6 protein-coding genes are annotated in these 3,894 nt (G+C 67.5%); 4 read left to right on the top strand and 2 right to left on the bottom strand.

Going from position 1 to position 3,894, the window contains the following annotated elements; genetic code table 11:
- Positions 1 to 33 precede the first annotated feature (33 nt).
- Genes kdsA through D7Y21_RS40545 form a run of 3 tightly spaced genes read left to right on the top strand, consistent with a single transcriptional unit; the run spans position 34 to position 2,143 of the window.
- Positions 34 to 870: a 3-deoxy-8-phosphooctulonate synthase gene (gene kdsA / locus D7Y21_RS40555; RefSeq protein ID WP_120562007.1), complete on the top strand. Its 837-nt coding sequence runs from the start codon at positions 34 to 36 to the stop codon at positions 868 to 870.
- A gap of 23 nt (positions 871 to 893) precedes the next feature.
- The gene (locus D7Y21_RS40550) at positions 894 to 1,469 is read left to right on the top strand and encodes an HAD family hydrolase (protein WP_121718561.1); all 576 of its coding nucleotides are present in this window, start codon (positions 894 to 896) and stop codon (positions 1,467 to 1,469) included.
- A gap of 44 nt (positions 1,470 to 1,513) precedes the next feature.
- On the top strand, positions 1,514 to 2,143 hold the full coding sequence (locus D7Y21_RS40545) for a response regulator (RefSeq protein ID WP_120562008.1): 630 nt from the start codon (positions 1,514 to 1,516) through the stop codon (positions 2,141 to 2,143).
- 123 nt (positions 2,144 to 2,266) lie between these two features.
- Here D7Y21_RS40545 and D7Y21_RS40540 read toward each other — a convergent pair whose 3' ends face one another.
- Positions 2,267 to 2,716 carry an Hsp20/alpha crystallin family protein gene (locus D7Y21_RS40540; protein WP_233591430.1) on the bottom strand — a complete coding sequence of 150 codons (450 nt, stop codon included), beginning with the start codon at positions 2,714 to 2,716 and terminating at the stop codon, positions 2,267 to 2,269.
- Positions 2,717 to 2,952: 236 nt separating this feature from the next.
- Complete coding sequence (locus D7Y21_RS40535; protein ID WP_120562009.1) at positions 2,953 to 3,147, bottom strand: CPXCG motif-containing cysteine-rich protein; 195 nt, start codon at positions 3,145 to 3,147, stop codon at positions 2,953 to 2,955.
- A gap of 82 nt (positions 3,148 to 3,229) precedes the next feature.
- On the opposite strand from D7Y21_RS40535, the gene D7Y21_RS40530 reads away from it, so the two are divergent.
- Positions 3,230 to 3,894, top strand: a 665-nt coding sequence (locus D7Y21_RS40530) for a general secretion pathway protein GspE (RefSeq protein WP_121718560.1), incomplete at its 3' end; no start/stop codon positions are given.

The following is a 3,894-nucleotide window of genomic DNA, read 5'->3' as shown; positions in this document are numbered from 1 at the left end:
GACCCAGGCCCCCGCCGCCGCCCCGGTGCGCTCATGAGCAACACCCCCTCCATCGAGCTGTGCGGCCACAAGGTCGGCCCCGGCCAGCGCCTCTTCGTCATCGCCGGCCCGGACAGCATCGAGTCCGAGGAGATGGCCCTGCGCCACGCCCACCTGCTCAAGGGCATCACCTCCCGGCTGGGCGTTCCGTATGCCTTCAAATGTTCCTATGACAAAGCCAACCGGACCAGCGGCAAGTCGTTCCGCGGTCCGGGTTTGAAGGAAGGTCTGAGAATCCTGGACCGTATCCGTCGGGAGGTGGGGGTGCCCGTTCTCACGGACGTCCATGAAACCAGCCACGTCGGGCCTGCCGCTGAAGTCGTGGATATCATCCAGATACCGGCCTTCCTGTGCCGGCAGACGGACCTCGTGGAGGCGGTGGCCCGCTCGGGCAAGGGGGTGAACTTGAAGAAGGGACAGTTCGTCGCCCCCAAGGACATCGTCCACTCGGCGCGCAAGGCCGTGGAGGCGGGCAACCCCAACGTGCTCGTCACCGAGCGGGGCTCCTCCTTCGGCTACAACAACCTCGTCGTGGACATGCGCGGCTTCGCCCAGATGCGCGAGGCCGGCCTCGTGGTCTGCATGGACGCGACCCACGCCGTCCAGCTCCCCAGCTCCAGTGACGGAAAGACAGGCGGTGAGCGAAGATTCGTCTCACTGCTTGCTCGCAGCGCCGCCGCCGCCGGGATTGACGCTTTATTCACAGAAGTCCACGAAGACCCCGACCGTGCCCTGTGTGACGGTCCGTGCTCGCTCAATCCACAGATGTTCGAGGACGTGGTACGAGATGTGCTCAGCATCCGCCGCGCGCTGGGTCACGAAGCCAGTTGATGCATGCGAAAGGTGAGGAGGCCATGCCGACGGAAGCGCCTTCCAAGCCGGGCAAGGAAGAGCTGACGTCCCGTGCGTCGCGCGTGCGACTGCTCGTGTTCGACGTGGATGGCGTCCTCACCGACGGCGCGCTGTATTACGGCGACAACGGCGAGATGATGAAGCGCTTCAACGTGAAGGACGGCCATGCGCTCGTCATGGCCCGGCTGGTGGGCCTGCCCGCCGCCATCCTCACCGCGCGCTCGTCCCGCATCGTCGAAGCGCGAGGCCGAGAATTGGGCCTCGCCGCCATCTTCCAGGGCCGCAAGGAGAAGGGTCCCGCCCTCCTTGAATTGCTCGCCCAACTCCAAATACCCGCGAATCAGTGCGCGTACATGGGAGACGACCTGAACGACCTGGACCCCATGTCACTCTCAGGGCTTTCCGCCTGTCCGGCGGATGCTGTTCCAGAGGTGCGCCAGGAAGCAGACTTCGTTACGACGAACGTGGGCGGTCACGGAGCCGCCCGTGAGCTTGTGGAGCTGTGCCTCCGTGCCAGTGGCCGTTGGGACGACGCCGTGGGTCTGATGAGAAGCACAGATAAACGCAGCACGTCGTAGGGTGGGTTGATCAAACCCCGCATTCAAGGTAGGTGTTTATTTCCATGGCTAGTGGAACGATGCAGTCCGAGGGGAGTACGGCGATGACGGACCAGCTCTACACGACGCACGACATCAGTCGGTTGCTTCAAGTGGACCCGTCGACGGTGAGCAAGTGGATTGACCGCGGCATCCTGATGGCCTTCCGGACTCCGGGTGGCCACCGCCGGGTGCGTTCGACGGACCTGCGCACCTTCCTGGTCACCCACCAGATGCCCGTGCCCGAGGAGCTGGGCAGCAGCACGGTGCGCCTGCTGGTCGTGGACGACGAGCGCCCGGTGCTGGACGCCATCAAGCGCGCGTTCAAGCCGCACGCGAACCAGGTGGAGCTCCAGACCACCACGAGCGGCGTGGAGGCCCTGCTGCTGGTGTCGGAGCAGAAGCCGCACGGGATGATCATCGACCTCAACATGCCGGACATCGACGGCATCGAGGTCTGCAAGCGCATCCGCGCGCGCAAGCAGATGGAGGGAGTGCGCCTCATCACCATGACGAGCATGCACACGCCCGACGTCGTGGAGCAGTCCAAGCAGGCCGGCGCGGTGGCGTGCCTGGCCAAGCCGCTGGACGTGACTCAGGTGATGGAGCTGTTCCGGGTACCGCTGGCGCTCAACACCAGCGCTGCTCGCAAGTGATGGGACGGGGGCTTCCGCCGGCCACCGCGGAAGCCCTCGGGTCGCAAGGATGCTTGCGGGAGTCGCCGCGCCTCGCCGCAGCGAGGGCAGCGGCCTCCCTGATGGGGTGTTGATGCACGTGCATCAACCCTGGACCTTCACCTCGACGACGCGGGGCTTCGTCTCCTCGCGGCGCGGCAGGGTGAGGGTGAGCACGCCATTGTCGTAGCGGGCCTCCACGCGGGTCGCGTCCACCGTCTCCGGCAGCCGGAACTGGCGCGCGTACACGCCCGAGGCGCGCTCCTGGCGCCGCAGGGTGCTGCCCTCCGGAACGGTCTCGGCCTTGCGCTCGGAGCGCACGGTCAGCACACCGTCCTCCACCTTCACCTGGATGGCCTTGGCGTCATGGCCCGGCAGGTCCACGCGCAGCGTGATGCCGGACTCGGCCTCCAGGATGTCCGCCGCGGGCGTGACGGTGCGCTCGGCGTCGTTGCGGACGCCCGGCGAGGCCAGCTCGCGGAAGAGGAAGTCGAAGTCGCGCAGCAGCGGGTGGGTGACAGCGGCGTTGTTGAAGGGATAGCGAGCGTTCAGCATGGTCGTCTCCTGTTCGTGACGTCCCTTGGGACGCACGTCGTGCGGGTTCACGGTCGTTGTTGAAGTGGGTGGCCGGGTTCCTGTTTCCAGGAGCGCCCGGCAGCGCCTCACAAGACTCAAGAGAACCATGCTTCGGGACGTGTCAAGCAACGGCCCCGCACGTCATGGAGCCCCCGCCCAAGGCCCCGTGCCCGCCTGCCTGCCTGCCCTCCTGGCGGGAGGCCGCGAACTTCGCGTCAGTCGTCGTCGCGGCCCAGCGTGACGGCGGCGCCTTCCTCGTCCCGGGTGACGCGCACCTGCCAGGGGCGGCAGCAGACGGGGCAGTCCTCCACGTAGGACTCGGAGGAGGCGCCCAGCGAGTCCACGTCGACTTCGACCTCTTCACCGCAGTACGGGCACATCTGGGTGGCGGCGTCCGCGAATGGCTGCATGGTCCAAGCCTCCTTGCCCTCAAGGCATGTTCGGTGACGTGGACTGAGCGTCCGCGCCATCAGACGCTAGAATCCCCACCCCATGGCTCCCCCTTCCCGGAATCGCATCGCGGACATCCTCATCAAGGCGCGCGTCATCGACGAGCTGCAGCTGCGCAGCGCGCTCGCGTCACTGGACCAGTGGGGCGGACGCGTGTCGCGCGTCGTCTCGGACCTGGGGCTGGCGTCCGAGGAGACCATCACCCAGGCCATCTGCCAGGGGCTGGGAATGCCGCGCGTGCAGCTGGGCAACCTGACGAAGGACGCGGCGGCGCTCGCGCGCGTGGACGTGGGGCTCGCCGAGCAGAAGGGCATCTTCCCCGTGCAGCTCAAGGACAACGGGAAGACGCTGGTGCTGGCGATGTCCGACCCCACGGACCTGGCCACGTTGGACCAGGTCGCGGCGCGCAGCCGCGCCCGCGTGGTCCCCATGGTGGCGGGCGACCGTGAAATCGAGCACGCCATCCTGCGCCACTACCGCGGCCAGGAGCCGGTGGAGAAGAAGCGCTTCAAGCCCGACACGAACAAGCAGCAGGACGCGGGCGAGTTCCCGGAGGAGGAGGAGTTCAAGGTCGTGGACATGAGCGGCAAGACGGTCGTGAAGCGCATCAGCGACATCGTCGACCCGAACGCCGCGCCACCGCCGCCCCCTGCCGCCCCTGCTCCCGCCGCGCGCGCGGCGGGAGCAGGGGCGGCAGGGGGCGGCGG

The organism is Corallococcus sp. AB045 (genome assembly GCF_003668895.1).
GTDB classification, from domain to species: domain Bacteria; phylum Myxococcota; class Myxococcia; order Myxococcales; family Myxococcaceae; genus Corallococcus; species Corallococcus coralloides.
This window is presented reverse-complemented; position numbering and strand designations above follow the sequence as displayed.

Bases quoted from the DNA above. Each gene is read 5' to 3' on its own strand.
- kdsA (WP_120562007.1), top strand. From the start codon at position 34: ATGAGCAACACCCCCTCCATCGAGCTGTGCGGCCACAAGGTCGGCCCC.
- D7Y21_RS40550 (WP_121718561.1), top strand. From the start codon at position 894: ATGCCGACGGAAGCGCCTTCCAAGCCGGGCAAGGAAGAGCTGACGTCC.
- D7Y21_RS40545 (WP_120562008.1), top strand. From the start codon at position 1,514: ATGGCTAGTGGAACGATGCAGTCCGAGGGGAGTACGGCGATGACGGAC.
- D7Y21_RS40540 (WP_233591430.1), bottom strand. From the start codon at position 2,716: ATGCTGAACGCTCGCTATCCCTTCAACAACGCCGCTGTCACCCACCCG.
- D7Y21_RS40535 (WP_120562009.1), bottom strand. From the start codon at position 3,147: ATGCAGCCATTCGCGGACGCCGCCACCCAGATGTGCCCGTACTGCGGT.